The 259-nt window shown below is 47.9% G+C and carries 1 protein-coding gene; it reads left to right on the top strand.

Going from position 1 to position 259, the window contains the following annotated elements; all coding sequences use genetic code 11:
* Positions 1-259, top strand: a 259-nt coding sequence (locus ACYQ8U_RS23445) for an AMP-binding protein (protein WP_459947957.1), incomplete at both ends; no start/stop codon positions are given.

Genomic DNA, 259 nt, shown 5'->3' with positions numbered 1-259 from the left:
AGGTGGCTTCATTGCCTCACCGTTCAACCCGCGCCTGCAAGCAGATGAACTTGAATATCTGGTCAATTATTCCGAAGCAAAGGTGCTTTTTATCGGCCCGGAAATGGTCAATCAGGTCAAAACTTTGCAGGATAAATTGCCAAAAGTGCAAGTGTACATTACCCTGGAAGAGCCTGCTGAAGGAATGATCTTTCATCAAAACCTCTTGGAGACCGATCCCAAAGAGGAGCCCAATGTCGATGTCGCACCGGATGACCCT

The sequence above is a fragment of the Desulfocastanea catecholica genome, assembly GCF_054657295.1.
The sequence above is the reverse complement of the archived record's forward strand: the minus strand, read 5'-3'. Positions and strand labels throughout refer to the sequence as shown.